Below are 26,270 nucleotides of genomic sequence, written 5' to 3' on the forward strand. Positions count from 1 at the left end.
GCGATCAGCAAGGTTCTCACGGGATGAATGCGACCACGGCACCCGTCATTCAGCGGCCGCGAGGAAGGTCCGGACCAAGCGGAAAAATTCGGCGATCCGTGCCTCTTCGCCGACGTCCGGACCTACCTGGCCGGCGACGACCCGGCTCACCTGGTAGGCCCAGGTGAGATTCGGGCCGTCGCCGCCGTTACGGGACAACCATTCCCGGAAACCCCGGAGGAAATCGAATCCGGTGGCGGCGTCGAAACCGCCGAAAAAGGCAATCGCCTGCTCCAGGGTCCGGATTTCGTACGCTCCTGGCCGCCGCATCACATCGGCGATCCGGTCGGCCGTGTCCAAAGCTTTCATCCTCCGGGTACTGGGGTGAAGTCGAGGTACTCACCGTACTTGAACTTGTTCCGGTACTCCTCGAGCGAAAGCCCGTACCGGCCGGTCGTGGCGTCGTACACCCGGCCGTCCTTGAGGAGGACGTCGTGGTAGGCCCACCCGGACTCGTACCAGACCTCGGGGTGGTCGAGGTCACGGATCTCGCCGACCGATGGTGCGTTGTAGCGGTCGGTGATCCGGTACACGTCGCCGCCGATCTTCTGCTGGATCTCCCGCGCGGTCTGCGTGCAGGTGTTCGTATGGCACACCTCGGCGACCGACTTCGGCACCCAGCTCTCGCCGAGGTCGTCGAGGCAGTTGTTGTGCACGAGCAGGTGCGCAGCCGTGACGAAGTAGTCGTGGTCACCTTCGACTTCGAAGTTGTAGACCGAGACCGGGGCGGTCGTGGTCTCCGTGGCGGTGACCTCCGGTGCGCCGCCGTCCAGGCTTTGCACCCGGTCGTGGACGCGTAGCTCGTCGGCGTGCACCCAACCCCGCTCCGGTACCCAGAAGGGGTGCTCCCGGGTCACCTGCACGCTGGTCGTCCCGAAGTGGACGGTGACGAGCGACCGCGCGTCGTGCTCGAAGGTCCGGACCACCTTCTGCAGCCGGGTCCCGCCGCCGGCGGTGTCCTTCGCCCAGACCAGGTCGCCCGGCCGGATCCGCTCGATCGGCCGGTCACCGTCCGCGGTGGCCACCAGCGTCCCCGCCGGGAAGCAGTTGACCTTGGCTTCCGCGATCACCGACCGGCCGCGGTCGAGGATCTTCTTGAAACTCGCGGTCTCCTCGAAGTACTTGCCGATGGTCGAGATGACCCGCCAGAGCGCCTTGCCGACGTCGTAGGCCTTGAGCACCGCCAGCCCGAGCGAGGCGACGTCGATGGCGCCCATCAGGCAGTTGACGAGGTTCGGCTCCTTGACGCACGACTTGATCCCGCCGATGAAGAGGTCGACGAGGATCTGACCGCCGTTTTCGATGATCCAGTCGATCAGGTTCTGCTCGGCGCCCCCCATCGCCCGCTTGTACTGGTCGACCAGGTCCTGCCCGCCCGCGGCACGCAACGCCGCTTCGTCTTCGGCGCTGAGCGGCCCGGACTGCTGCGGTGGGCTCGCCTGCCGCCGCTGCTCCTCTTCGTTCTGCCGGTCCGCGGCGAACTTCGCCGCTTCCGTGGCCGCCTGGGCGGCTTCCGCGGCGTCCTTGCCCGCTTGCGCCGCGACGGTGCGAGCACGCTCGGCGTACTCCTGGGCCGAACTCGCGGCCGTGCTCGCACGGCTGGCCGACGCCCGGGCCTGAACGGCCGAGTTGGCGGCGTTCCTGGCCGCCTGCTGGGCACTCTGCGCCGCGTTCCGCGCCTGCCGGGCCGACTGCGCCGCCTGTTCGGCGGACTGCTGGGCCTGGTTCGCCGACTCGTTGGCCTGGTCGGCGTACGTCTTGGCCAGACCCGCTTGCCGGTCCGCCTCGGCCGCGGCCGCGGCGGCTTCCTGCGCCGCGTTGCGTGCCCGCGCAGCCGCCGCTGCCGCCAAGGCCGCGTCGGCCTGAGCCCGCGCGGCGACACTGGCCGCTTCGGTCACGTAGCGGTGCACGTCGGCGGCGTGCGTGGTCGTGTCGATGTCGCGTTGTTCCGCTTTGTACCGCTCGGTGTCGAGGAAGTTCCTCAGGTACGACACGGGACCGGCGAGTGCGGCTTCGGCCGCGGCCTTGACCTCGGGACCGCCGTTGGTCAGCGCCTGCGTCACCGCGATCCGGTCGTCGTGCTCGGCCGCGACGTACTGACCGGTGCGGAGGAACTCCGCGACATCGTCGGCGGTGCCGCTGAGCGCCCGGTTGGCGGCCTCCTTGGTGGCCGGGCCGCCGGTGTTGAGGATCAGCTGCGCGGCGACGCGGTCGTCGTCCGCCTTCCCCGGGTAAGCCCGGGTGCGCAGGAAGTCGGTGACTGCCGCGGCCGGTCCGGCGAACGCCGTCAGCGCCGCCTGCTTGAACCGGGTGTTGGCCGTCTCGTCCGCGAGCGCGACGACGCTGGCGCGGTTGTCCTGCTGGGTCGCGGTGGCGAGTCCGCTGCGCACGAATTCACGCAAACCGGCCTCGTCCTTCGCCAGCACCGAAGCCGCTGCGGCCTGGGTCCACGGGCCGCCGGTGTCCAGGAGCTGGACCGCCGCCTTGCGGATGTCGAGGACCACTGTTTCCGGGGCCGTGGCCGGGTTCGCCGCCTCGTCCAGCAGGAGCTGCGTCTCCGCCGCCCGCTTCGCCGCCTCGCCGGCCTTCCATTCGCCCGAAGCCTCACGGGTGTCTTCGGCTTCCTTCGCCGCCTCGGCGTCCGCGATCGCCTGGTCCTTCTGGGCTTCCAAGCGTGCCGCGTCCGCGTCGCGGGACGTCTTTTCGAGTGCGGCCGCCTGGTTCGCCGCCGTCGTCGCCGTGTCCGCCGATGTCTTGGCCGAGGCCGCGTACCTCGCCGCCGCGTCCGCGTCCTTCTTCGCCTGGTCCGCCGCCGCGGCCGCCTGGTCGGCCGCCAGTGCTGCCGCGTCCGCGTGGGCCGCCGAGGTGTTCGCCGCGTCGCGGGCCTGGCGAGCCGCCGCCGCGGCCTGGGCGGCCAGCGACTCGGCCGTGTTCGCCGCCCGGTTCGCGCGGGCCGCCGCGGCACGGGCCGTGGCCGCCGCCTGCTCGGCCTGGCCGGCGTTCGCGCCCGCCGAGCGCGCGTATCCCGCCGCCTCGCTCGCCGCCGAAGCCGCCGCGTCCGCGTTCGAACTGGCGCTCCGGGCCGCACCCGCGGCCCGGCCCGACGCATCCGCCGCCTGGCCCGCCGCGTTCGCCGCGTCCGCCGCCGCGCGTGCGCCGGCCGCCACGTTCCGCGCGTCCACCGCGGCCTGCCGCGCTTCGGCGGCGTGCGCGCCGTCCGCCGCCGCGGCCGACGCCGCCGAGTACGCCCGCGAACACGCCTGCTCCGCCAGCGAAGCCGCCGTCGCGGCCTGCGCCGCCGCGTTCGCCGCCACTCGCGACGCCCGGTTCGCCTCGGCCGCGGCACCGATCGCGGTCTTGGCCGCGTCGGCCGCGCCACGGGCCGCATTCGCGGCCCGCGCCGCCGCACCCGCCGCCTGCACCGACGAATCCCGCGCCGCCTGCGTTTCGGCGGCCGCCCGCTGCGCGGCTTCCTTGGCCCGTTGCGCCGCCGCGATCGCCCGGTCGGCCGCGTCCTGTGCCTGCTTGGTCTGCGTCGCCGCCTGCGCGCCCGCGTCCCGCGCCAGGTCGGCCAGGTGCGCGACGGTGGCGGTTTCCTGGTCACGTTCGGCCGCGAGGGCGTAGCCGGTCTCGAGGAACGCCTCGATGTCCTCGACCGTGCCGCTCAACGCCCGCTGCGCGGCCTTCTTGACCTCCGGCCCGCCGGTCGTCGCCAGCTGGCTGACCTTGATCCGGTCGTCGTCGTTCTGGGCCTGCTGCCGGCCGGAGTCGAGGAACTTCTGGACGTCGGCTTCGGTGCCGCTCAGCGCGGCCTGCCCGGCCACCTGCACCCAGTGGCCGCCGGTCGTGATGTACCGGGACACCTGCGCGCGGTTGTCGTCGCGCCACGGCTGCTGCCAGCCCGTCGCGAGGAAGCTGTGCACGTCGGCCGCGGAACCGCTCAACGCCGCCTGCGCGGCCCGGCGCACCCCGGGGCCGGCCACGGTCAGCAGCTGGCTGACCTTGATCCGGTCGTCATGCTCGGCCGCGACGGCCTTGCCCGTGGTCAAGAACATGTGGACCTCGTCGTCCGAGCCCACCAGCGCCGCGGCCGCCGCGTCCTTCGTCGCCGGTCCACCGGCCTGCCACAAGGCGACGACCTGCGTGCGTTCCGCCACGCCGGCCGGTTCCGCCGCCCGCGCGGGCACCGCCACCGCGCCCGAAGCCACCGCGGCCACCAAGGTGACCACGGTGACCACGACGGAGGCGCGCGCGCTCCCTGCGATCGATCTGCTGATCCGCACCTCGCCAGCCCTCCCGTGCAAACGACGTATCCGGTCGCCACGGGGGGACGCGCACGGGCGGGAAACCGACACCGGTTCCCGTGCGCGCGAAAATGACAAGAGAGCGTTTTCCGCCCTTGCCCCGCCCTGGATCCTCCCCCCAAAGCGGTCGAAAAGTAGCAGAAGAAGGGAACCGCCCGGAAGCCGCATTCGGGTGATCCACATGACCCTTCGACGACGACGACGGCTTGCCGGACATTTGTTGACTTCGCGCCGGGACTGTGATTAGAGTCCGATTCGCGTTCGCTCGGGGTCGGGCGCGACCTTATCCACGTCCTGTCGCACGGCGAGGAGTTCGCCGCCGTGCGTTCGTGCTGTTTTTCCGACCGCAGGGGGAATCTTGGGTACACGCGCGCGTTTCATCGCAGCGGCGACGGCCGGTGCCGGAGCAGCCGCTCTCGGCCTGGCTTTCAGCGCCTCGGCCGGCGCGGCGACCGCCACCGACTCGCCGCCGCCGATCGTCGAGGACTACTCCTACCCGGGCGCGGCGCAGATCCTCCAGGACCGCGCCATCAAGCTGATCAGCGGCGACGGGCACATCGTGCTCGTGGCGTGCGGCAGCCAGACGGGCCTCCTCGAGCTGCACGCCTACAACTCGGCCGACCACGACCGGGACCCCGGCCACTACTGCTTCAAGATCAGCGGCCCGACCGGCTACCTCCGGCTGGAGGTGCCCAACGCCTACCAGCTGTTCGGCGACAACCAGCACGCGGTCCAGGCGACGGTCGAGATCAACGGCCAGACGAGCACGGTCCCGATCAGCAAGACCGGGTGGACGGGCATCGGAGAAGGTGCCGGAACCGATCCTTCGACGCTTCTGGAGCTGCGCGCGTCGGCCTGATCGGACATCCGGAGTATGCCGTTGCGGCATCTGCCGGACGGATTTACCGGTTTCCGGTTCGAGTCGCATCGTTTTCCGTGACGTGTTTCCCACGCGAACCGAGCGTTCGCGTGGGAAACGTCACATTCATTCCCGCTCAGGCCCATTCCCGGTACGGACATGTCGAGGACGCCAGGACGTCGCGACACGCGCGGTAGCGGAAGAATTGCGGGCAGGTCGCGAACAATCCTGCGCTTCTGCGCCCACCGCCACTCCTTTCCGTTGAGCGGGACAACGCTCACCGGGCTGTCACGCACGGGCAAACCGCCGTTCCGCGAGCACATCGACCGGAGGCATGGCACTCCGGCAGGCCGGGCGGGGCCGGGCCGGGCCGACCAGGCGGTCGCTGATCGGCGCCGCAGAACGAAGGGGAGAACTCCGCATGTCCATCCGTCCCGCCGGGGCCGTGGCAGCCACCACGGTCCTGCTGGCCGCCGGGCTCCTGACCGCCTTACCCGCCGAAGCCGTGTCCGGCGGGACCGCCGCTGCCGCGGGCACTGATCCGTTCGCGGTGAAACTCACCGCCGACGGGCGGGCCTGCGGGGGTGCGCTCGTCGAGCCCGATCTCGTCCTCACCGCCGCGAGCTGCTTTCCCGAGACCCCGCAGGGCGGCGTGCCCGCCAGGGCGACCACCGCCACCATCGGGCGCACCAGCCTGAGCGGCACCGGTGGGCACGTCGTGGCGGTCACGAACGTCGTCGTCCGCACCGACCGGGACGTCGCGCTGGCCCGGCTGGCGACGCCGGTCACCGACATCGCCCCGCTGCCGCTCGCCACCACCGCGGCCGGCGGCGACGAGACGCTCACCCTGGCCGGCTACGGCCGCACCGAGAGCGAATGGGTGCCCGACACGCTGCACGTGGGCACGTTCAAGGCGCCGTCCTCGACGGCGACCACGCTCGCGCTGACCGGCACGAACGGCACCGACGCCTGCCGCGGCGATGCCGGCGCCCCGATCTTCCGCGACGCCGGCGGCCGCACCGACGTCGTCGGGGTGACCAGCACGTCGTGGCAGCACGGCTGCTTCGGGGAGACGACGACCCGGCAGGGCACCACCGCCGCCCGCGTCGACGACATCGCCGCGTGGATCCGCCAGCAGACCCTGGCGCCGTCGGCCAAGGCCGTGGGCCACGCCATCACCCTGAGCTGGCACCCGGTGAGCGACCGCACCGGCTACCGCGTCTACGCCGCGGCCACCCCGGACGTGCCGGTCGACAGCGCGCACCTGCTGGGCAGCGTCACCGGCACGTCGTACACGCACACCGGGCTGCCCGCCAAGCAGACCCGCTACTACCGCGTCGTCGTCGCGACGGCCGACGGTGCGGCCGGCACGCCGACCGATGCCGTCCCGGCCACCACGCCGGTGTCGGCGGGCAACGACTTCACCGGCGACGGCAAGGACGACGCGGGCGCGGGCTACGACCTGCAGAACGCCCGTACCGGCGTGTACGTCTGGCCGACGAACGCGACCGGCGGCGTGGACGCCCCGCAGCAGAAGTGGAGCGCCGACGGCTGGGTGGCTTCCCGGGCCCGCTGGGTGACCGGCGACTTCAACGGCGACGGCCGCACGGACTTCGGGGCGTTCTACGACTACCTCGACGGCGGCACGAACCTGTTCCTCTGGTACGCCAACGCCTCCGGTGGCTTCGACAGCCAGGGCATCAAGTGGAGCGGCGCCTTCCGGCCGCTGAACGCCCGGTTCACCACCGGCGACTTCGACGGCGACGGCCGCACGGACATCGCGGCCGCCTACGACAACGGCAGCGCCGACCTGAGCGTGCTGACCTGGCACGCGACGGCGACCGGGTTCGACGCCCCGGTCACGCAGTGGCGCACCGGGGCAGGCAACTGGAACCTCGCCCAGTCGAGCTGGCGGGCCGGCGACTTCAACGGGGACGGCCGGGCCGACCTGGCCGCGTTCTACGACTACCGCGACAACTCGTCGAACCTGTTCCTCTGGTACGCCAACGCGTCCGGCGGGTTCGACGCGCAGAACGTCAAGTGGAGCGGGGCCATCCCGTCCGGCAAGGCGCAGTTCCTCTCCGGCGACTTCGACGGCGACGGGCGCACCGACCTCGCCGCCGCGATCGACCTCGGCAGCGCCAACCTGACGTTCCGCACCTGGCACGCCACCGCCACCGGCGTCGACGCGCCGGTCACGCAGTGGACGACCGGGCCGGGCAACTGGAACCTCGGCCAGTCGCGGTGGACCACCGGCGACTTCGACGGCGACGGCCGCACCGACCTGCTCGCGGCCTACGACTACGGCGGCTCGAACACGAACCTGTTCCGGCGGCACGCCAACGCTTCGGGCGGGTTCGACGACGAGGGCGTCAAGTGGAGCAGCAACGGCACGTTCAACGCCGCCCAGTCGACGATGTTCTGACCTCGTTCTGACCTCGCGGAGGCGGCGTCCCCGTGACGCCGCCTCCCCCGATTCCGGCCGGCTCGACCACTGAACGGAAACCCTCCATGCGCACGAATTCCCGAAGAGCGGCCACGGTCGCGGCGGTCGTCGCCGTCGCCGGCCTGGTGGCCGCGGTCCCCGCGACGGCCGTGCCCGGCCCGGCGGCGGTGAATCTCGGCTTCGCGGCCAAGATCACCACCGAGGGCCGCGCCTGCAGCGGCGCGCTCGTCGAACCCACGCTCGTCCTGACGGCGGCGAGCTGCTTCCCCGAGAACCCGCCGGCCAAGCCGGTCAGCGTCACCGTCGGATCGCACGTCGCGAAGGTGACGGCGGTGATCCCCCGCACCGATCGCGATGTCGCGCTCGTCCGGATCGACACCACGATCACCGATGTCGCGACGCCCAAGCTCGCCGCGGACGCGGGCGTGCCCGGCGCTTCGGAGGAGCTGTCGCTGGCCGGCTGGGGCCGGACCGCCACCGAGTGGGTGCCGAACGAGGCCCACGTCGGCAAGTTCACCGTCTCGGCCTCCGGCGCGACGACCTTGTCACTGACCGGCGCGACCGACGCCTGCAAGGGCGACGCCGGTGCGCCGGTCCTCCGCGCGGACGGCACGCTGGCCGGCGTGGCCGGGGCGTCCTGGCAGCACGGCTGCTTCGGGGAGACCGAGACCCGGCAGGGCACGACCGCCGCCCGGGCCGACGACCTGAGCCGCTGGATCCGCGACCAGGCGATCGTCGGCACGGCCAAGGCGGTCGGCCACGGCGTCACGGTGTCGTGGACGCCGGTCGCCGCCTCCGACAACGCGACGTACTCCGTCTACGCCAGCCCCGACGGCGCGGCGGCCTACAGCGCCGAGCAGTTCATCGGCTCGACGTCCGGGACCACGCTCCTGCACTCGGCCACGGCCCGGAAGACCTGGCACTACCTGGTCATTTCGTCCGCCGGGGGCTGGAGCAACGACTTCGCCACCACCACCGGCACCCGGTCCCTGACCGACTTCACCGGCGACGGGAAAGCCGACATCGGCACGTTCGTGCGCGGCACGAGCGGCAACGTCTTCGTGGCCGGCTCCGACGGCACGAAGTTCAACGGCACGAGCGTGCGGTGGCACGACCGGTTCTCGATCGGCTCGGAAATCCCGCTCTCGGGCGACTTCAACGGCGACGGCAAGGCCGACGTGGCCACCTTCGCCCGCGGCACCTCCGGTGACGTCTACGTCGCCCTGTCCGACGGTTCGAAGTTCAACGGCAACGGCGTACTGTGGCACGACTACTTCGCCGCCAACGACGAGATCCCCGTGGTCGGCGACTTCAACGGCGACGGCAAGGACGACATCGCCACTTTCACCCGCGGATCCAGCGCCGACGTCTACGTCGCCCTGTCCGACGGCACCAAGTTCACCGGCAACGCCGTGAAGTGGCACGAGTACTTCGCCGCCAACGACGAAACCCCGGTGGTCGGCGACTTCAACGGCGACGGCAAAGACGACATCGCCACCTTCACCCGCGGCACCACCGGTGACGTCTACGTCGCGCTCTCGGACGGCTACCGGTTCGTCGGCAACGAGGTGAAGTGGCACGACGACTTCGCCTACAACAGCGAGGTCCCCGCGGTCGGCGACTTCAACGGCGACGGCAAGGACGACATCGCCGTCTTCGCCCGCGGCACGGGCGCGGACGTCTACGTCGCCCTGTCCGACGGCACCAAGTTCAACGGCAGCGGCGTCCTGTGGCACGACTACTTCGCCTACGGCAACGAAATCCCCGCGGTCGGCGACTTCAACGGCGACGGCAAGGACGACATCGCCACCTTCACCCGCGGTACCGCCGGCGACGTCTACGTCTCCTTGTCGACCGGCGCGAAATTCGGCACCAGCTCGGCCTGGCACGGCGACTTCGCGTTCAACAGCGAGGTTCCCGTACCCCGGGCGATCACCGTCCTCTAGCTGTGCTGCCCGGGCAAGCGTCCTGGGTTGAGCGGTGACGACCTGTCGCGCTGACAGGCGAAGGCCTCCGGTCGTGGAGTGAACCACTTCACGTACCGGAGGCCTTCGTGTCTCACCCGATCCCCTGACCCGGCCAGCGCCCTCCCGGGGCGGGCTCCCGACTTCGGTAGGTTCCGAAAATCCTTCACGGCTCTTACGTTGGGCTGGTCGTCCCGTTCGGGACGGATATCCGGATCACCTGGGCCGAAGGGCATTTTCATGCGAATGTCGAGGGCTGTGGCCGCGGTGGGTGCTGCCGCCGCGGCGCTGAGTCTGGTCTCAGCGGGGGTTGCGGACGCCCAGCAGGACATCATCGGCGGGAGCACGGTCTCCTCCGCGCCGTGGGGCGCCCAGATCTACTGGAACAACGTCACGACGTACGGCGGTTTCGAGTGCTCGGGGACGATCATCGCCCCGCAGTGGGTGCTCACCGCGCAGCACTGCCTGAACTCGCCCGGCATGCACGTCAAGGTCGGCAGCGTGACGCTCCAGCAGGGCACCAACGCCAACGTCGACCAGCAGAAGGCGTCCCCGAACGGGGACATCGCCCTGCTGCACCTGTCGACGGCGGTGAACACGACCTACATGAAGCTCGGCACCGGCAACCCGCCGACCGGCTCGACCAACCAGATCTACGGCTGGGGCCGCACGCAGGGCAGCAGCCCGCCGTCGAGCACGCTGAAGACGGCCAACGTGCGCGTGACCGGCACCAGCACGGACGCGTTCGGCGGCACGGCGATCGCCAGCCAGGGCATCAACGGCTCGGCGTGGCACGGCGACTCGGGCGGCCCGGAGCTCTACAACGGCCTCCAGGTCGGGGTGTGCTCCACGGGGAACAACTCCGGTTCGAACCCGCAGGGCACGCAGAACTACGCGAGCATCGCGGCCAGCCGCAGCTGGATCCGCACGACCACCGGCGTCTGACGCCGTCGGCACCGCCGTGCCGGCCTCCCGGCCAGGGTGGCCGGCACGCGGCATGCTCGCGGCATGGAGTTCCGCACCCGGGTCCCTCGACACCACGCCCCGCGAACTCGACATCCCCGCCGACCTCGCGGAAGCGCCGGGAGCGGTCAGTCCATAATGGACGCCCGCAAGGCCGCCTTGTCCGGTTTCCCCGACGGTGCCACGGGAACCGCGCCCACGAAGCTGAACCGCGCCGGGACCGCCGCCTCCCCCAGCTCGGCCGCCACCGCCTTGCGCAGCTCGGCGAGGTCCGGCGAACGGCCCGGTGCCGGGACCACGAAAGCGTGCGCCGCCTCGCCGGTTCGCGCGTCCGGGACCGCCACCACGTACGCCTGGTCGACGTCCGGGCACGCGGCGATCGCCCGCTCGATCGGGCCGGTGTAGTGGATGATCGCGTTCACGATGACCACGTCCCGCGCGCGGCCGGACAGGTGCAGGTAGCCCTCGGCGTCCACGAACCCCAGGTCCTGCGTGCGCACCCAGCCGTCGCGCCGGACCTCCGCCGTGGCCGCCTCGTCACGCCAGTAGCCCGAGAACGCCGACGGCGTCCGCACCCACACCTCGCCCTCGCGCACCGAGATGTCCACCGTGTCGCAGGCTTTCCCGACCGACCCGACGCCTTCGCCGGCCCGGCAGATCGTCAGCATCCCCGTCTCGGTCTGGCCGTACGCATGGTGCATCGCGGGCCCGATCAGCTCGGCCGCCTCGGCGAGCGTGTGCGGCGGCACCGGCGACCCGGCCACGATCAGCCGCCGCAGCGCGCTCAGGTCGACGTCCGTGTCCCGCAGCACCTCGAGGACCTGGTGCAGCCGCGGCACCGTCGTCAGCGCCGCGGTGATGCCCAGCCGCGGCAGCACCGCCGGGAAGTCCGGCAGCCCCTCGGGGATCACCGCCGTGCCGCCGGCGAACAGGCACACGCCCAGCTGCTCGACCATCACCGCGCTGGCCAGCGTGCCGAACAGCAGGTACCGCCCGAACCCGGCCCCCAGCCGCTCGTGCGCCGACCCCGGGACCGGCGGCCGCCACACGCGGCCTTCGGTCAGCGCGCGGTAGCTGTAGGCCACCCCCTTCGGGACGCCGGTGCTGCCGCTGGTGAACACCACCGTCGCGATGTCGTCGAGCTGCCCCTGCGGCACCGGCTCGGCGTAGGCCGTCAGCAGGCGCTCCACCGGCAGCACCGGCACCTCGGCGTCCGACACCACGGTGTCGTCGTCGACCACCACCGCGGCGACGTCGCTCAGGATGTGCCGCAGTTGCGCCTCCGGCAGCCCCGGCCGCACCGCGACCGCGCGGGCGCCGAGCACGTGCACCGCGACGAGCGCGGCGAACCCCTCCGGCGTGACGGCGGTGGCCAGGCCGACGCCGTCACCCGGGCCGAGCCCGGCCGCCCGCAGGCCCGCGGCGAACCGGCCGATCAGCTCCCGCAGCTCGCCGCGGGTGGTCACCCGCGAGCCGTGTTCGAACGCGGGGACCTCCGGAGCGCGCTCCAGCTCGTCCAGCAGTGCCTGCGGGTGGACCATCGCGACTCACCTCTCGCCCGGGGGCTCCCGGTCTACCGCGCGGATCTCAGAATTTCGGCAGAAACGACCTGCGGCCGGGGCAGCGACCGCAGCGAGAGCGTGCCCGCGACGGCGACGGCCGCGAGCAGGCCGGTGGCCGCGGCGAGGGTCCAGAAGTCCGGGTGGACGATCGACTGGCCGCGTTCGGCCTGCCAGGTGAGCAGCGCGAGCAGGCCGAGGTAGCCCGCGCCCGTGGTCCGGACCAGCCGGCGGCGGACGACGTCGGATTCGAGCACCCGGTAGCGGCGGGCCAGCAGGAGCAGCCCGAACGCCACGAGCGGCAGCGCCTGGAGGGCGTGGATGCCGATGAAGTGCGGGATCCGCAGGTCCCCGCCGACCGTGCTCCAGCCGACGACGGGCAGCCCGGGGCCGCCGTCCTCGACGCCGACCGAATGCGCGCCGAACGTCGAGTACTTGCCGTTGGCCTCGAGCACCGCCTGCTGCGCCGGTGTCGGCGAGAACATCAGCGTCGCGACGTACATGCCCACCACGGCGAGCGCGCTGCCCCAGCGCACGGCCGACCTCAGGGCCCGGTCCGGGATGCGCTGGAACAACAGCAGGACGGCGACGGCGGCGGTCATCAGCCACGCCGTGTACGCACCACCGGCCACGAGGTTGTTGATCATCTTGTCCGCCGCGGTCGCCTGGTTGAAGTGCAGCGTCCGGCCGCGGACGATGATCTGCCACACCAGCAGCGCGAAGTCCAGGCCGATGCCCGCGGCGAAGAGCATGCCGAACCACCAGCCGGCGCGGCGGCCGCGGCGCACGTGCGTCAGCAGCCACGCCAGCGTCAGCGCGTACATCCCGATCGACACGGAGAACTTGAACGGCTTCAGCCAGATCGGCGCGTTGACCAGCGTGCGATCATCGACCAGGAGCCCGAGCAGCGAGACCGCGCACAGCACCCCCATCGCCCCGGCGAGCACCACCAGCGGGCGGTGCCACGCGCGCAGCGTGACCAGCGGATTTCCCTTGTCTGCCATGGCCTCAAGCCTGGCGCCGGGGCTACCCGGGGTCACTGGAGCGCACCACCGTGCCGGGGTGGGGACCGCCCTACCCCCGCTCGCGTGGGTAATAGTGCCGTCAGCGCGACCGGCAGTTGTGCCGTTTGACCACACTGGCCTCTTTCCTAGCGTGACTTTCACACCGCGCGGACCACCGCGCCCGGGGAATTCGCTTCAGGAAGGAGGTGGCCCGTCGATGTCCAGTCCGGGATTCCAGGCAGATTCCGCTGCCATGACGCGCGCCGTCCAGGGTTTCGAGGAAACCGCGACGAACGCCAAGTCCACGATGGCCAGCTTGGAGTCCGAGCTGACCGAGGCCCTGCGCAACTACAAGGGTGACCAGGCCGTGGCCTTCTGGGACCTCCAGCGGCGGCTGCAGGAGAAGATGACCGCCGCGGTGAAGGAGCTCGACACGATGTCGCAGCTCGTGCACACCAGCCACGCGAACTACGGCCGCGGCGACGCCGACGTCCACCAGAGCTTCCAGGGGGTCGGCCACACCCTCGAGGGCTCCGGCGTGCTCCCCCGCCTCAACCCCTGACCGAGAGGACGCCCACCATGGCCGACGTCGTCGAAATCAACTTCGCCGCGCTGCAGCACAGCTCGGCATCCCTGGCCGCCAAGGCCAAGGCGCTCACCTCGCAGCTGGAGCAGCTGCACCAGAACCTGCAGCCGATCACCGCGACCTGGTACGCCTCCGGCAGCTCCGCCGGTGACGCCGCCCGCCAGGCCGAAACGCGCCTGCGCCAGGCCACCGCGGACATCGTCGCGATCATCGCGCAGTTCGGCGGGAAGGTCGGCGAGGCCCACGACCTCCAGCAGTCGCTGGAGAACCGCAACCAGGGCCTGTTCGCGGGCTGACCCCCGCCCCAGACGTCGGTCGGCCGGTGCGGGAAACCCCCCGCTCGCACCGGCCGACCGGCTTTCCCCTTCCGCGTCCGTGCGACAAGAGAGCCGGGACCCGATGCACGACCAGTCGTACTACGTCCACCTGGAATCGCTGAAGGACTTCGTGCGGGAGCTGGAGACCCAGATCCACGCGATGGCCAAGCCGAACGACTTCCTGCTCACCCTGGGCGAAGAGCCGCTGCTGTTCGGCGAGTTCGGCGAGGCCGGGTCACTGGCCGACGCCCACCGCGCCGCCGTCTCGGAGATGCAGGGCCTGCTCGACCAGGTCCGCAGCGCGATCGGGTTCGCCCAGGACGTGACCACCACGGTCGCCGACGGTTACTCCAGCGCCGACCAGGCGGTCGCCGGTGACCTGCACGCCTCGGGCGCCGTCACCGGCCTGCTCGACCCGGTGCTGGGCCTGCTGGGCGGCGGAGACACGAACGGGAGCGGCAAGGGATGACGAACACCGCGCACACGAACTTCGCCGCCTACAGCCACCAGCAGCTGTACGCGATGCTGCAGGCCGGCGACCCGAACAGCGCGCGGCACGCCGCCGACAAGTGGCAGTCCGCCGCGCGGCACCTGCACGAGCAGGCCCACAACCTGAATTCGGAGCTGACCGAGTTCTCCGGCCAGTGGACCGGTGGCGCGGCCGAGCAGTACCAGCACATGATCGTCGACCTCGCGAACGGCATCGCGAAGGTGGCGCAGACCGCCGAGGCGATGAACGTGATGCTCGGCGACGCCGCCGACGCGCTGGTGAAGGCCAAGAAGGAGATGCCGCCGCCGGTCGCGGTGCCGGACGTCGCTCCCGCCGACGTCGCGCTCGCGGTGAACCCGCCCCTGCTGCCGCCGGACGCCTCCCCCGCGGTCGTGCAGGCCGCGGCGCAGCAGCGTCAGCAGGCCATCGCGAACGTCGAAGCGCAGCAGGCCGCCGCGAACGCCGCCGGCTCGGCGCACGGCAAGGCCATCGCCGTCATGACCCAGCTGGCCGGGGAGTACACCGTCGCGGAGGAGTCGATCCCGGCTTCGCCGAACGCCGTCCGGACGCCCACGACCCCGCCCGCCGGCGGCGGCGGCGCGGGGACCGCCGGTTCGCCGGGGCTCGTCGGCAACGGCCTGACCGGTTCCGGCGTCGTCGTCACCCCCACCGGCGGGCACCCGCTGCCCGGCGCAGGCGGGACGACCGTGGCGCCGGGAACGACCGTGCCGACGTCGAACCCGCTGTTCGGCGACATGTTCACCGCCGGGCTCGCCGCGGCTTCGGCCGCCGCGTTCGGCCGGTTCGGCTCGATCATGCCGAAGGTGCCGTCGTGGGCCACCGGCAAGGACCCCAAGGACGACAAGGACTCCGAAAACGACAAGGACGACAAGGGGCAGCCGCCGGGCACGAAGCTCGGCGGGGGCGGCGCCGGCGTCGAGGGCGGCACCGGGGGCGGCATCCCGATCGGCGGCGGTGACGCGCCTTCCCTCGGCGGCGGTGGTGGTGTCCCGGTCGGCGGCGGGCTGACCGGTCCCGGGGAAGCGCCGGCGGCGCACTCCGGCCTGGCCGGCGACGGCGGCGCGGGCAACGCGCTGAGCGGGCTCGCCGGCAGTGCGGCCGGGGCCGCGGGCGCGGCGGCCGCCAAGAGCGCGATGCCGATGATGCCCATGATGCCGATGGGCATGGGCGGCGGCGGGGACATGGGGTCCGGGCGGCGGATCCCGGCGTGGCTGGTGGAGACGGAGAACGTCTGGGGCCAGTCGGCGCCGGTCGCGCCGCCGGTCATCGGCGAAGACGGCGTCTGATGACGGCGGCGGGCTACCGCGTGGCCCCGGCCCGCCTCGACGCGGTGGCCGGCGAGTCCGGATCCCGCGCGGCGGCGCTGGCGCAGGCGCAGTCGGCGGTGGCGGGCGAGCAGGTGCCCGCCACCGCGTTCGGCCGGGTGAGCGAGTCCGCCGCCGCGGCGAAGACGTTCGAGAAAACCATGACGGAGCTGGGTTCGAAGCTCGAGTCGCACGTGGCCCGGCTGCGGACGATCCAAAGTGGACTCGTTTCCTGCGCGGCCGGCTACCGGCGTGCCGACGCCCAGGTGGCGGCGATGTACCGGGCGCTGCTGCCCGAAGATCCGTTGCCGCGGGCGGGAAATCCGGCCGGGATCGGCGGTGCGGCCGACACCGGCGCGTGGGCGCACGCGATCGCGGGCAACCGCGTCAAGGTCGCCGATGCCCTGACCGCCGAACGGGCGCGGCTGGCCGCGTTGACCGACGGCGACGAAATCGCGCGGTCGCGGGCGCGGATCAAGCTGTACGAAGACATCCTCGCGCACGACCGGCAGATCCTCCGGTTCGACCCGGCGGGCAACGGGCGGATCGCCGAGCTCGTCGGGCACATCGAGCCGGGGACGCGCAACGTCGGGCTGTTCGTGCCCGGCGTCAACACGCAACTGGCGAACTTCGACGCCTACGCCGGTCTCGGGCGCAGCCTGGTGGCCGCGGACCCGACCGGGCGCACCGCGGTCGTCGTCTGGGCCGACGGGGTGTTCCCGCAGGGCCCGGTGGCGCAGGGGCCGGACGCGAGCTACGCGCAGGCGATGGCGCCGGACCTGAAGCACTTCGCCGACGACCTGCGCGGCGAGATCGCGGGCCACGCCGGTTCCGGCGTCACGCTGACCGCGATCGGCCACAGCTACGGCGGGGCGACGGTCGGGCTGGCGGAGGCGCACGGCCTCGACGTCGACCGCGTCCTGCACGTCGAATCGGCCGGCATGGGCCACGGCGTGTGGTCCCCGGCCGACCTGCCGCCGAGCCAGGCCGGCGTCCAGCGGTTCTCGATGACGGCGCCGCTCGACCCGATCGTGCTCGCCCAGGGCAACGCGTGGGGCCTGGAGTGGACGGGCATCGGCCACGGCGCGGACCCGGACGTCTTCCCCGGCGTCACCGAGCTCGGTACCGGCAACGACGCGTCCGGTTCGGCGTTGTGGGGCGTGTCGTCGCACAACGACGTGCTGAAGCCGGGTTCGGATTCGTGGACGAACATCTACCGCGTCCTCACCTCGGGCGGTGACCTGCGATGACGCCGGAGCTGACCCGCCTGGCGGCCGAGCTGACCGCGGTGATCGACGACGTCGCGGCCGCCTTCGGCGCGGCGGCGGACCCGACGGTCTCGGGCGAACTGGACTGCGACCCGATCCGCCCGGGGCACCTGCTGTGCTGGCAGTACGGGGTCCGGGTGGAGCACCCGGCGTCCCCGGAAGCCGGCCTGGCGTCGTACGTCCCGGTGTTGCACCGCGCCGGCTGGCAGTCCCACGACCGCAGCACCCCGGCCGAGCACATCACCCGCTTCACCCGCGATGGCGCGGACTTCACGGTCCACATCGCGGGCTCCGTCACGATCATCGGCTCCACCCGCCCCGTCCCAGCCTGACGTGTCGTCCCCCCAATCACGAGTGATGACCCTTCAATCACACGTGATGCCTCCCCAATCACGCGAGATCCGGCCGGGATCACGGCAATCGACCCTCCAGGTACGCGAGCCGACCGGCCCGATACGCGGAACTCGCGTGATTGAGCACCGAACCCGCGTGATCAGGGACGGAAGTCGCGTGATTGGGCGGGCATCACGCGTGACTGGAGGGACGACACGCGTGATTGGAGGGACGACACGCGTGATTGGAGGGACGACACGCGTGATCGGCGGGACGACACGGGTTACGGGGTGAAGCGGGTGGGGCGCCAGGCGCGGCGGCGGGCGCGGCGGACCGCCGCCACCGTCACCCCGGCGGCCGCGGCCAACGCGACCCCCGCCAGCGCGAGCGTGCCCGCCGCGATGTCGGCACGGCGTGGGGCCGGAGCGGCGGCCGGGACCACGACGGGAGCCGAGGCCGGGGTGGGAACCGCGCCCGGCGGCGGGACGTCCGCCGGCAGGGTCGACGACACCGCCGCGTACGCGTCCAGGACACCCCAGCCCAGCCGCGGGTCGTGCCCGCCCGAGGGCGGGCGGTGGGCCGTCAACGTCAGGCGCGTGACGACCTGGTCCCCGGACAGCGACGGGTGGTACGCCCGGACCAAGGCCGCCACCCCCGCGACGTAGGCCGCCGCGAGGCTCGGGTCGGTCACCGGCCAGCGGTGTGCCACCGCGCCGCCCGCCCCCGCCGACGTGCTCACCAGGTCCGCGCCCGGCGCCGCGACGCCGACGTAGTCCCCCGCTTCCGTCTGCACCGGCTCGCCCGCGGGGTTCACCGACCCGACGGCCAGCACCCCGGACGTCGCCGTCGGGTACGTCCGCGCGCCCTGCTGGGTCGCCGACGCCGCCGAGACGACCACCGCCCCCGCCGCCCGCGCCCGCGAAACCGCGGCGGACAACGCCGGGCTGTCGGCCGCCGTCGGCACGGCCACCAGGATCACGCCCGCCCGCCGGTCCACGGCCTTGTCGATCGCCTCCGCCAGCGCGCCCGGGTCGCCGCCGTCGGACGTCGTGTACCGGACCGGCAGCAGCCGCACGCCGGGTGCGACACCGGCGAACGTCGTCGACGGATCCGGCTGCGCGCCGACGATTCCGGCCGCGATCGTGCCGCGGCCGTCGCAATCGGAAGTCTCGGTGCCTGCCCCGCCCTGGAGCTGGCCGGGCGCGAACTGCGTGTTCCGCCCGTCGACGCCGGTACCGACCACGGCCACCAGCTGTCCTTCGCCCCGCGTCAGCGGCCACAGCCGCGCCGGGTCGACCAGGCGCTGCCCCCACGGGACCTCGCCGGTGTAGGTACCCGACGGATTCGCGCAGCCCTGCGCCGAAGCGGCCGGCGCGACGAAGCCGCCCGACGCCGCCACGAGGCCCGCCACCGCGAGCACCGCCGGTAACCGCACCCGAACCCCCGAAGCCGAAAGACGGTGGCGGAAAAGGACTTCCGCCACCGTCAGTCTAGCCCGGAACCCGGCGTCAGCGAAGGTCCATGCCGAGATCCAGCGCCGGTGAAGAATGCGTCAGCCCGCCCACTGAAAGATAGTCCACACCGGACTGCGCGTAGGCCTTACCACGATCCAGGGTGAGCCCACCAGAGGATTCCAGCCGCGTCTTCGGCGAAACTTCGTCGCGGCGCGCGACCGCCCGGCGGCACTCCTCCGGCGTGAAGTTGTCCAGCAGCACCTCGTCGGCCCCGGCGGCCAGCGCTTCCTCGAGCTGCGCGAGCGTGTCGACCTCGACTTCGCAGGCCAGCTCCGGCGCGTGCGCACGCGCCGCTTCCAGCGCCGCCGTCACCGAACCCGCGGCGACGACGTGGTTGTCCTTGATCAGCACGGCGTCGCCGAGCCCCAGCCGGTGGTTGACGCCGCCACCGCAGCGGACGGCGTACTTCTGCAGCAGCCGCAGTCCCGGCAGCGTCTTGCGGGAGTCCCGGATCGCACATCCGGTTCCGTCCACTTCGGACACCCAAGCGGCGGTCGCGGTGGCGACGCCGGAGAGGTGGCACAGCAGGTTCAGCGCCGTGCGCTCGGCGGTGAGCAGCCCGCGCACCGGGCCGGCCAGCACCAGCGCCGGCTCCCCCGCGACCAGCCGGGCGCCGTCCTCGCGCCGCGCCAGGACCTCGTAGCCGTCGCCCAGGACCATGTCGAACACCGCGAGCGCCACCGGCAGCCCGGCGACGACGCCGTCGACGCGCGGGGTCAGCTCCGCCACCGCGGTCGCCTCGGCCGGCACCGTCGACGCCGTCGTCGCGTCCGGCCCGTACCGCAGGTCCTCGCCCAGCGCCGTGGAAACCACGCGCTCGACGTCGTCGACGTCCAGCCCGGCCGCCGCGATCAGGCCGCGGACGGTGTCGGAGATCGGGAACGTCATGCCACGCCCTCCAGGGGGATCGGGTCGGCCAGCACGGGCTGGCCGGACGGGCTGAGCCGGATGAGCTGGCTGCGCCGCCAGCCGTCGTCGCGCGCGGGGAAGTCGGACCGCACGTGGCAGCCGCGCGACTCGGTGCGCCGGACGGCCGCGGCGAGCAGCGCCTGCGCCACCACCGTCAGCGCCGCGTCCTCGACGCCCGCATGCGTCCACAACGGAGTGTCCGAAATCGACAGGTCGAGCACCGAACCGGCCGCGGCGAGCCCGTCGGCGTCCCGGCCGATGGCCGCGTACCGGCTCATCACCCGCTGCAGGGAGTCGCGGTCCGCCGCCGGTGCGGTGGTCCGCGCCGGCAACCGGCCCCGCGCCGGATCGGCCAGCAGCCCGGCCGCGAGGTCCGCCGCGACGGCTTCGGCGACGCGCTGCCCGACGACCAGGCCTTCGAGCAAGCTGTTGGAGGCCAGGCGATTCGCGCCGTGCAAGCCGGTCCGCGCCACTTCGCCGGCCGCGTACAGCCCGGCCACCGACGAACGTCCGTCCACGGTGGTCACGATGCCGCCGCACGAGAAGTGCGCCGCCGGGGTGACCGGGATCGGGTCCACCGCGGGGTCGAGCCCGAGCACCGCGCAAGCCGCGGACACCGTCGGGAACCGCCGCGCGAACCCCGCGATCGAGGTCGCGTCGAGGAAGACGTGGTCGTCGACGCCGCCCGGCGCGGTCGCCATCCGCCGCGTGATCGCCGCCGCGACGACGTCCCGGGGCGCGAGGTCGCCGAGCGGGTGCACGCCTCGCATCACCGGCAGGCCGGCGCCGTCGACCAGCGTCGCCCCCTCGCCGCGCACGGCTTCGGTGACCAGCGGGCAGCGGCCGCGCGCGCCCGGGGTGTAGAGCACGGTCGGGTGGAACTGCACGAATTCGATGTCCGCCACGGCCGCGCCGGCCCGCAGCGCGAGCGCGAGCCCGTCACCGGTGGCGAGCTCCGGATTCGACGTCGCCTGGTAGAGCTGCCCGAGCCCCCCGCTGGCCACCAGCACGGCCGACGCGCGGACGACGCCGGGCACGCCGTGGCGGTCCAGGACCGTGATGCCCGCGACCCGGCCGCCCGGGGTCAGCAGCGCGTCGACGGCGATGTGGTGCTCCAGCACCGGCAGCCCCGCCTGCCCGGCCTGCGTGACCAGGGCGCGTTCGACCTCGGCGCCGGTCGCGTCGCCGCCCGCGTGGATCACGCGGAACGCGCTGTGCCCGCCCTCGCGGGCCCGCGCGAGCAGGCCGTTCCCGGACGCGTCGAACTGCGCACCGCCGGCGCGCAGCCGGGCCACCGCGGCCGGCCCGCCGTCGAGGATCGCGCGCACCGCCGGCTCGTCGCACAGGCCGGCGCCCGCGGTGAAGGTGTCCTCCGCGTGCTTGGCGACCGAGTCGTCGAGGTCGTGCTCGTTCTCCAGGACGACGGCGACGCCGCCCTGGGCCCAGCGCGTGTTGCCGTCGGCGACCGCGCCCTTGGTGACCACCAGGACGTGCAGCCCGAGGGCCTGAGCTCGCAGCGCCGCGGTCAGCCCCGCGACACCGCTGCCGATCACGACCAGGTCGGCACGGGCCTCCCAGACCGGAGTTTTCGCCTGTGGGTCATTAACCGGCGTGCTCATTCGCCGCCGCCGGGCTGCCCGATCTCGATCATTCGCTGCACCGAGGCACGGGCGCGGGCGGCCGTCTCGACGTCGACGTGGACTTCGTCGAGGCCGTCACGCAGGCAGCGCAGCAGCGCGGCGGGGGTGATCATCTTCATGTACCGGCAGGACGCCCGGTCGTTCACCGCGCGGAACTCGATGCCCGGCGCGGCCTTGCGGAGCTGGTGGATCATGCCGATCTCGGTGGCGACCAGGACGGTCTTGGCCCGGGTGTCGCGCGCCTCGTGGACCATGTCGCCGGTCGAGAGGATCTTGACCCGCTCCGGCGCCACCGCGCCCTCGCCGGCCAGGTACAGCGCCGAGGTGGCGCAGCCGCACTCCGGGTGGATGAACAGGTCGGCGTCCGGGGTCTCGGCCGCGCGCTCGGCCAGCTCGGCCCCGTTGATGCCGGCGTGGACGTGGCACTCCCCGGCCCAGACGTGCATGTTCTCCCGGCCGGTGACGCGCTTGACGTGCGCACCGAGGAACTGGTCCGGGAGGAAGAGAACCTCCTGGTCAGCCGGGATGCTCGCGACGACGTCGACGGCGTTCGAGGACGTGCAGCAGATGTCGGTCTCGGCCTTCACCTCGGCCGTGGTGTTGACGTAGGAGACGACCACCGCGCCCGGGTGCTCGGCCTTCCAGGCCCGCAGCTGCGCGCCGGTGATGGAGTCGGCCAGCGAGCAGCCGGCCCGCGCGTCCGGGATCAGGACGGTCTTCTCCGGCGAAAGGATCTTCGCGGTCTCGGCCATGAAGTGCACGCCGCAGAAGACGATGGTCGAGGCATCGCTGCTCGCTGCGATCCGGCTGAGCGCGAGGGAGTCGCCGGTGTGGTCGGCGATGTCCTGGATCTCCGGGACCTGGTAGTTGTGCGCGAGCAGGACCGCGTCGCGCTGCTTCGCCAGGCGCCGCACCTCCTCGGCCCAAGCCGCGTTCGCCTCGACCCCGCCGTAGGGGGTGAGGTCCTGTTCGAGCGTCGAAGTCATGCTGGCCCTCCTGGACCGATCTCCGGTTTTCGCCTTACAATCGAAAACCGTGCGAAGTCATCTTAACACCCAGGCCCCCCTGGCCCACGAGGTTTTGGGCGCGGTCCTTCAAGTGCGCTCGGACACACTGCGGGTGCTGCTGTGGCGCCGCGCGCTCGACCCGCACCTCGGCCGCTGGTCGCTGCCGGGCGGCCGGCTGCGGCCCGACGAGGACGTCGAGACGTCGATCCGGCGCCAGCTCGCGGAGAAGGTGGACGTCCGCCAGCTCAAGCACGTCGAGCAGCTCGCGGTGTTCAGCGACCCGGACCGGGTGCCGGGGCCGCGCGTGGTGGCGACGGCGTTCCTCGGGCTCGTGCCCTCGGACGTCGACCCCGAGGTCCCCGAGGACACCGAGTGGCACGACGTCGCGAAGCTGCCGCGGACGGCGTTCGACCACGAAGCGATCGTGCTGCGTGCCCGCGACCGGCTGCGCTCGAAGCTGTCGTACACCAACCTGGGGTTCGCGCTGGCCCCCGACGAGTTCACGATTTCCGCGCTGCGCGGCCTGTATTCGGCGGCGCTGGGTTACCGCGTCTCGGCGACGAACCTCCAGCGGGTGCTGTCCCGGCGCGGGCTGCTGGTGCCGACCGGGCACACGGCGCCCCCGGGCCGCGCGGGCGGGCGCCCGGCGGCGCTGTTCTCCTTCGCCGGCAAGGGCATGCAGATCACCGACCCGTTTGCCGTGTTCAAACCACCCAACCGGTGACCATCCTGCGGCGACGGCGTTCTCCCTTTACGGTGGACGCGTGACCGAGCCGGAATCGGAAAGTGACGCGACGACGACGATCCTGCCGTTGTTCCCGCTTCAGACCGTGCTGCTGCCCGGCACCAAGCTCCCGCTGCACATCTTCGAACCGCGGTACCGGCAGCTGATGGCGGACCTGGTGAGCGGCACGGTGCCGGGCCGCGAGTTCGGCGTGGTCGCGCTGCGGTCGTCGCTGACGCGTGAGGTCCGTGGTCTGGACCAGCTGTACGAGATCGGCTGCAGCACGGTGCTGCGCGAAGCGAAGCGCCTGCCGGACGGCCGGTTCGACGTGGTGACGGAGGCCCGGCGCCGCTTCCGCCTGCGCGACCTCGACTGCGTCTCGGCCCCCTACATGATCGCCTCCGTGGAGTGGGTCGACGACGACCCGGCGACACCGTCGGGCGGCATGGCCGAGCGCCTGGCCGCGGTGGCCCGCACGGCCCACGAGCGGTACTGCGAAACGGCCTGGCGCAGCGACGACTGGCAGGCCCCGCCCCCGGACACGACGCTGGCCGAGCTGGCGTACGTCCTGGCGGCGGACTGCCTCCTCCCCCTGGAGGACCGCCAGCGCCTCCTGGAGGAACGCCACCCCCTGCGCCGGCTGCGCATCGCCTGCCGCCTGCTGACCCGCGAGGCGGGGTTCCTGAACACGCTGGGCGCGGTACCGCTGCCCCCGGGTGAGCTGACCGACCTCAGCCGCCCGGCCAGCTTGAACTGACCCGCCGCCCCCACACAACAGGCCCCACCCATGGGCGGATTCTTGGACGATCGCCCACCGCGATCAGTTCGCCGATCCCGGCCGAGCCCACCGGGCACCGGCCGGCTCGGGCGGCCAGGCGCCGTCGAGGTGCCGGTGGCGACGCGGTTCGCGGCCGACCGTCGCCATCGGCCGTTCCAGCTCGGCCGCGATCGCCCGCACGCGCGCCCCCTGCCTCACGCACACGGTAAGCGATCCGGAGAACCCGCTGCCCCAAGGCGTGAACCCGAGCCTCCGCCCCCACAGAACAGGCCCCACCCATCCCTGGGGGCTGACCCCGTTCCAGCCTATCGCCACCCACCGACAAATCCGGCGGCGAAGCCGCAACCCCCGCCCGATTGTCCACAATCGGCAACCCCTGGGGACAACCCCGTGACGGCACCCGAAATACCGCCCCGACGTGGAGAACAGCGGCGGTCTCACCGACCGGCCCACAAGACGTTCGCCTCCAGCGCAACCACGGAGACTCCCCCGAAGAAACTGCTCCGCCACCAGCGGAAACAGCACCCGGCAAACCCTCAGACCTCAGACCCGTTGCCGAACTTGCTCCACACCTTCCCGGCCGCACCGGACACGGCCTCCCCGACGTCGCTGAACGCCTTCGTCAGCGGGTCCGTCGACGAGTTCCACGACTCCTTGTACGACTTGGCCGCCGACCTGAGGTCGTCCTTCCAGTCCGACGCCGGGGAGTCGGCGTCCCGGCGCGCGTAGTCGCCCGCCAGGATCGCGCGGTAGTCCTCCGACGCCGCCCACTTCTGCAGCTGGGCCGCGCGGACCACCGCGAACGGGTGCGATTCCGTCTCGACCGACTTCAGCTTGAGGAAGCTGTCGCGGATGTCCTCGACGGACTCGTACTCCGCGGCCTGCTGCAGGAACGACGGGACGTCGATGCGCGCCGGGTCGATGCCGCCGGCGACCTGGATCTGGGCGCGCAGCGCCGCCGTCGGGTCCTGGCTGCACAGCAGCCCGGCCCGGTCGCACGACAGCTCGGCCTTGCGGAACCACTCGCGCAGCGCCGCGATGACCGCCCGGATGCCGAGCGCGCTGACCGGCGTCCAGGACATCACCAGCTGCAGGTTGATCAGGCGCACCATGATCGTGCGGTACACCGCGTGCCCCGACAGTACGTGCCCCAGCTCGTGCCCGAGCACGAACCGCAGGGACTCCTGGCCCATCAGCTCGACGAGCCCGGTGCTGACGCGGACGAACGGCTCGTCCATGCCGACCGCCTCCGCCCGGACCCGCGGGTCCTGGAAGACGAACACGTTCGGCACCGCGGGCAGGTCGAGCGTCTCGGCGCACTCGTGGCGCAGCCGGTCGAGCTCCGGGTACTGCTTCGGCCCGACGCGGATCGACGACGCCAGCGCCATCAGCCGCTCGCCGCGCTCGTTGTAGAAGCCCGAAACGGCCTTGACGACCTGGGCGAAGCCGGGCACCGCGCGCAGCGTCGCGAGCGCGCCGCGGTCCACCGGGTGCTCGTACGCGCGCGGGCTGATGCCGGGAAAGCGGACGGCGTTGTGCCGCGAAGCCTCGATGTCCTCAGTCACTTCTGGATCCCCCCTGTAGGTGACGCGTCACACCATAGGGGAAAGCGGTCAGCCGAGGCGGCGGCCCAGGTCGTCGCGGCCGTTCCAGGTGGCGAGCAGGGTGTAGGCGATCGACACGCCGAGCGGGCCGGTCAGCAGCACCCACCACGACTCCAGGCGCGGCGCCAGCTCGATCACCGAGCCCAGCGTGGGCGGGGTGGAGATGACGTAAAAGGCGTTCGCCCAGCCGACGCCGATCAGCTTGGCGAGCGCGGCGGCGAGCGTGACACCGAGCACCGCGGCGAGGAACACGACCGGACCCCGCCGTTCGCGAAGCAGCCAGACGACGACGCCGGCGACGATCCCCAGCCCGAGCGCGAGGAACCCGAAGACCGCCAGGTCGTCGAAGCGGTGCCAGCTTTCCAGCTCGAGGGGGCCCTGGGTGCCGTCGGCGTCGACGATGCGCACCCGCTCCGGCGGCGCGAGCAGCGCCCACGCGAGGGCGAGCGGGAAGCACAGCACGGTGAGGACGCCGAACACGCTGACGGCGGGCAGCAGGTCGGCCTTCACGACGACCCGCGGCCGCCGCTCCCGGAAGAGCACGGGCACCGACCACGGACCGGCCACGGCCGACGGCCGGTGCGCGGGTCCCGACGACTCACTCACCCGGACTCCCTCCTGCGATCAGTACACCGAG

The 26,270-nt window shown here is 72.6% G+C and carries 23 protein-coding genes; 12 read left to right on the top strand and 11 right to left on the bottom strand.

Translation table 11 applies throughout. The annotated features are described in order from the left end of the window. Positions 1 to 45: 45 nt before the first annotated feature. On the bottom strand, positions 46 to 339 hold the full coding sequence (locus ACLJOU_RS18525; protein WP_410568881.1) for a hypothetical protein: 294 nt from the start codon (positions 337 to 339) through the stop codon (positions 46 to 48). Positions 340 to 344: 5 nt separating this feature from the next. Then, positions 345 to 4,322: a polymorphic toxin-type HINT domain-containing protein gene (locus tag ACLJOU_RS18530; RefSeq protein ID WP_410568882.1), complete on the bottom strand. Its 3,978-nt coding sequence runs from the start codon at positions 4,320 to 4,322 to the stop codon at positions 345 to 347. A 379-nt stretch (positions 4,323 to 4,701) separates the two neighbouring features. Between ACLJOU_RS18530 and ACLJOU_RS18535 the strand changes: the two genes are divergently transcribed. From ACLJOU_RS18535 to ACLJOU_RS18550, 4 genes are all read left to right on the top strand, one after another. Next, positions 4,702 to 5,202, top strand: coding sequence for a hypothetical protein (locus tag ACLJOU_RS18535; RefSeq protein WP_410568883.1), 501 nt, complete (start codon positions 4,702 to 4,704; stop codon positions 5,200 to 5,202). Positions 5,203 to 5,623: 421 nt separating this feature from the next. After that, positions 5,624 to 7,627, top strand: coding sequence for an FG-GAP-like repeat-containing protein (locus ACLJOU_RS18540; RefSeq protein WP_410568884.1), 2,004 nt, complete (start codon positions 5,624 to 5,626; stop codon positions 7,625 to 7,627). 86 nt (positions 7,628 to 7,713) lie between these two features. Then, positions 7,714 to 9,594 carry an FG-GAP-like repeat-containing protein gene (locus ACLJOU_RS18545; RefSeq protein WP_410568885.1) on the top strand — a complete coding sequence of 627 codons (1,881 nt, stop codon included), beginning with the start codon at positions 7,714 to 7,716 and terminating at the stop codon, positions 9,592 to 9,594. Between the two features lie 258 nt (positions 9,595 to 9,852). Continuing rightward, positions 9,853 to 10,557, top strand: a complete 705-nt coding sequence (locus ACLJOU_RS18550; RefSeq protein WP_410568886.1) for a S1 family peptidase — start codon at positions 9,853 to 9,855, stop codon at positions 10,555 to 10,557. Positions 10,558 to 10,703: 146 nt separating this feature from the next. Here the strand turns inward: ACLJOU_RS18550 and ACLJOU_RS18555 are convergent, their stop codons facing one another. Together ACLJOU_RS18555 and ACLJOU_RS18560 are read right to left on the bottom strand one after the other, a co-directional pair. Next, positions 10,704 to 12,116, bottom strand: a complete 1,413-nt coding sequence (locus tag ACLJOU_RS18555; RefSeq protein WP_410568887.1) for a class I adenylate-forming enzyme family protein — start codon at positions 12,114 to 12,116, stop codon at positions 10,704 to 10,706. 32 nt (positions 12,117 to 12,148) lie between these two features. After that, on the bottom strand, positions 12,149 to 13,138 hold the full coding sequence (locus ACLJOU_RS18560) for a hypothetical protein (protein WP_410568888.1): 990 nt from the start codon (positions 13,136 to 13,138) through the stop codon (positions 12,149 to 12,151). Positions 13,139 to 13,355: 217 nt separating this feature from the next. Between ACLJOU_RS18560 and ACLJOU_RS18565 the strand changes: the two genes are divergently transcribed. The 6 genes from ACLJOU_RS18565 to ACLJOU_RS18590 all read left to right on the top strand — a co-directional run bounded on the left by ACLJOU_RS18565 (position 13,356) and on the right by ACLJOU_RS18590 (position 17,456). Next, on the top strand, positions 13,356 to 13,700 hold the full coding sequence (locus tag ACLJOU_RS18565) for a WXG100 family type VII secretion target (protein WP_071831485.1): 345 nt from the start codon (positions 13,356 to 13,358) through the stop codon (positions 13,698 to 13,700). A gap of 17 nt (positions 13,701 to 13,717) precedes the next feature. Beyond that, positions 13,718 to 14,020 carry a hypothetical protein gene (locus ACLJOU_RS18570; RefSeq protein ID WP_003057455.1) on the top strand — a complete coding sequence of 101 codons (303 nt, stop codon included), beginning with the start codon at positions 13,718 to 13,720 and terminating at the stop codon, positions 14,018 to 14,020. Positions 14,021 to 14,123: 103 nt separating this feature from the next. Further along, positions 14,124 to 14,510 (top strand): hypothetical protein, encoded by a 387-nt coding sequence (locus ACLJOU_RS18575; protein WP_410568889.1) that lies wholly within the window; start codon positions 14,124 to 14,126, stop codon positions 14,508 to 14,510. Further along, on the top strand, positions 14,507 to 15,838 hold the full coding sequence (locus ACLJOU_RS18580) for a WXG100 family type VII secretion target (protein ID WP_410568890.1): 1,332 nt from the start codon (positions 14,507 to 14,509) through the stop codon (positions 15,836 to 15,838). The genes ACLJOU_RS18575 and ACLJOU_RS18580 overlap by 4 nt, the downstream gene beginning before the upstream one ends. Then, positions 15,838 to 17,106: an alpha/beta hydrolase gene (locus ACLJOU_RS18585; protein WP_410568891.1), complete on the top strand. Its 1,269-nt coding sequence runs from the start codon at positions 15,838 to 15,840 to the stop codon at positions 17,104 to 17,106. The genes ACLJOU_RS18580 and ACLJOU_RS18585 overlap by 1 nt, the downstream gene beginning before the upstream one ends. Further along, positions 17,103 to 17,456, top strand: a complete 354-nt coding sequence (locus tag ACLJOU_RS18590; RefSeq protein WP_410568892.1) for a hypothetical protein — start codon at positions 17,103 to 17,105, stop codon at positions 17,454 to 17,456. Before ACLJOU_RS18585 ends, ACLJOU_RS18590 begins: the two co-directional genes overlap by 4 nt. A 284-nt stretch (positions 17,457 to 17,740) precedes the next feature. Here the strand turns inward: ACLJOU_RS18590 and ACLJOU_RS18595 are convergent, their stop codons facing one another. The 4 genes from ACLJOU_RS18595 to nadA form a co-directional block, all read right to left on the bottom strand. Then, a complete protein-coding gene (locus ACLJOU_RS18595) occupies positions 17,741 to 18,892 on the bottom strand; it encodes a S8 family serine peptidase (RefSeq protein WP_410568893.1) in 1,152 nt (383 codons plus the stop codon). 73 nt (positions 18,893 to 18,965) lie between these two features. Further along, positions 18,966 to 19,859, bottom strand: a complete 894-nt coding sequence (gene nadC, locus ACLJOU_RS18600; RefSeq protein ID WP_410568894.1) for a carboxylating nicotinate-nucleotide diphosphorylase — start codon at positions 19,857 to 19,859, stop codon at positions 18,966 to 18,968. Continuing rightward, positions 19,856 to 21,499, bottom strand: a complete 1,644-nt coding sequence (locus tag ACLJOU_RS18605) for an L-aspartate oxidase (RefSeq protein ID WP_410568895.1) — start codon at positions 21,497 to 21,499, stop codon at positions 19,856 to 19,858. Before ACLJOU_RS18605 ends, nadC begins: the two co-directional genes overlap by 4 nt. After that, complete coding sequence (gene nadA / locus ACLJOU_RS18610; protein WP_410568896.1) at positions 21,496 to 22,506, bottom strand: quinolinate synthase NadA; 1,011 nt, start codon at positions 22,504 to 22,506, stop codon at positions 21,496 to 21,498. The genes ACLJOU_RS18605 and nadA overlap by 4 nt, the downstream gene beginning before the upstream one ends. A gap of 112 nt (positions 22,507 to 22,618) precedes the next feature. On the opposite strand from nadA, the gene ACLJOU_RS18615 reads away from it, so the two are divergent. After that, entirely contained in the window at positions 22,619 to 23,251 is a 633-nt protein-coding gene (locus tag ACLJOU_RS18615; RefSeq protein ID WP_103339831.1) for an NUDIX hydrolase, read from the top strand. A 40-nt stretch (positions 23,252 to 23,291) separates the two neighbouring features. Beyond that, a complete protein-coding gene (locus ACLJOU_RS18620; RefSeq protein ID WP_410568897.1) occupies positions 23,292 to 24,008 on the top strand; it encodes an LON peptidase substrate-binding domain-containing protein in 717 nt (238 codons plus the stop codon). 63 nt (positions 24,009 to 24,071) lie between these two features. Here ACLJOU_RS18620 and ACLJOU_RS18625 read toward each other — a convergent pair whose 3' ends face one another. The 3 genes from ACLJOU_RS18625 to ACLJOU_RS18635 form a co-directional block, all read right to left on the bottom strand. After that, positions 24,072 to 24,209, bottom strand: a complete 138-nt coding sequence (locus tag ACLJOU_RS18625) for a hypothetical protein (RefSeq protein ID WP_410568898.1) — start codon at positions 24,207 to 24,209, stop codon at positions 24,072 to 24,074. A 356-nt stretch (positions 24,210 to 24,565) separates the two neighbouring features. Next, complete coding sequence (locus ACLJOU_RS18630; RefSeq protein ID WP_410568899.1) at positions 24,566 to 25,594, bottom strand: M48 family metallopeptidase; 1,029 nt, start codon at positions 25,592 to 25,594, stop codon at positions 24,566 to 24,568. 48 nt (positions 25,595 to 25,642) lie between these two features. Beyond that, a complete protein-coding gene (locus ACLJOU_RS18635; RefSeq protein ID WP_410568900.1) occupies positions 25,643 to 26,239 on the bottom strand; it encodes a DUF2567 domain-containing protein in 597 nt (198 codons plus the stop codon). Positions 26,240 to 26,270 lie beyond the last annotated feature (31 nt).

Source organism: Amycolatopsis sp. cmx-4-61, assembly GCF_046548775.1.
In the GTDB taxonomy this organism is placed as follows: Bacteria; Actinomycetota; Actinomycetes; order Mycobacteriales; family Pseudonocardiaceae; genus Amycolatopsis.